Genomic DNA, 804 nt, shown 5'->3' on the forward strand with positions numbered 1-804 from the left:
GGAGAGGGGGAGAGGAGAGGGGGAGAAGAGAAAGAAGAAAAAAAGAGGAAAAGAAGGAAAAGAAGAGGGAGAAAGAAAGAAGAAAAAGAGGGAGGAGGGGGAGGAGGAGAGAGAGAGAGGGGAAAGGAGGAGAAGGGGAGGAGAAAAGGGGGGAAGGAGAGAAGAAAAAAGAAGAGAAGAGAGGAGAAGGAGAAGAAGAAGAAAAAGAGAAAAAAGAAGGAAAAGAGGAGGAAGAAGAAGAGAAGAAAGAAAAAGAAGGAAAGGAGAAGAAGGGAGAAGGAGAAGAGGAAAAAGAGGGGAGGGGGAAAGAAAAAAGAGAGAAGGAGGAAGGGAGGAGAGGGGAGAGAAGGAGAGGGAGAGAGGGAGAGAAGAGAAGAAGAAGGGACAGAGAAAAGAAAGGGCGAAGGAGAGAGGGGAGGGGAGAAGGGAGGAAGAGAGGAGGAGAGGGGGAAAAGGAGGAAGAAGAGAGGGAGAAAAGAGAAGAGAGGGGAAGGAAAGAGGGAGGGAGAGAGAAGGGAAGAAGAAGGGGGAAGAGGGAAAAGGGAGAGAAAAAGAAAAGGAGGAAGGAAGGGAGGGGGGGAAGGGGAGGGGGGAGGGGAAGGAGAAGGAAGAAGGGAAAGGAAGAAAGGAGGGAAAGAAAGGGGAGGGAAGAGAGAGAAAAGGGAGGAAGGGGAGGGAGAGGGAGAAGGAAAGGGGAGGAAAGAAAGGGGAAGGAAAAGGGGAAAAAGAGGAAAGAAAAGGAAAAGGAAAGAAAGAGAGAAAGGAAGAGGAGAGGGGGGAGGGGAAAGAGGAGAGAGGGAAAAA

Annotated in this window: 1 protein-coding gene; it reads left to right on the plus strand. The window is 50.0% G+C overall.

What is annotated here, in order from left to right:
- The coding region (locus LC438_RS18955; protein ID WP_223587500.1) for a hypothetical protein at positions 1-804 on the plus strand (804 nt) is incomplete at both ends.

Source organism: Microbacterium sp. OVT16B (assembly GCF_019969705.1).
Taxonomy (GTDB): Bacteria; Actinomycetota; Actinomycetes; order Actinomycetales; family Microbacteriaceae; genus Microbacterium; species Microbacterium natoriense.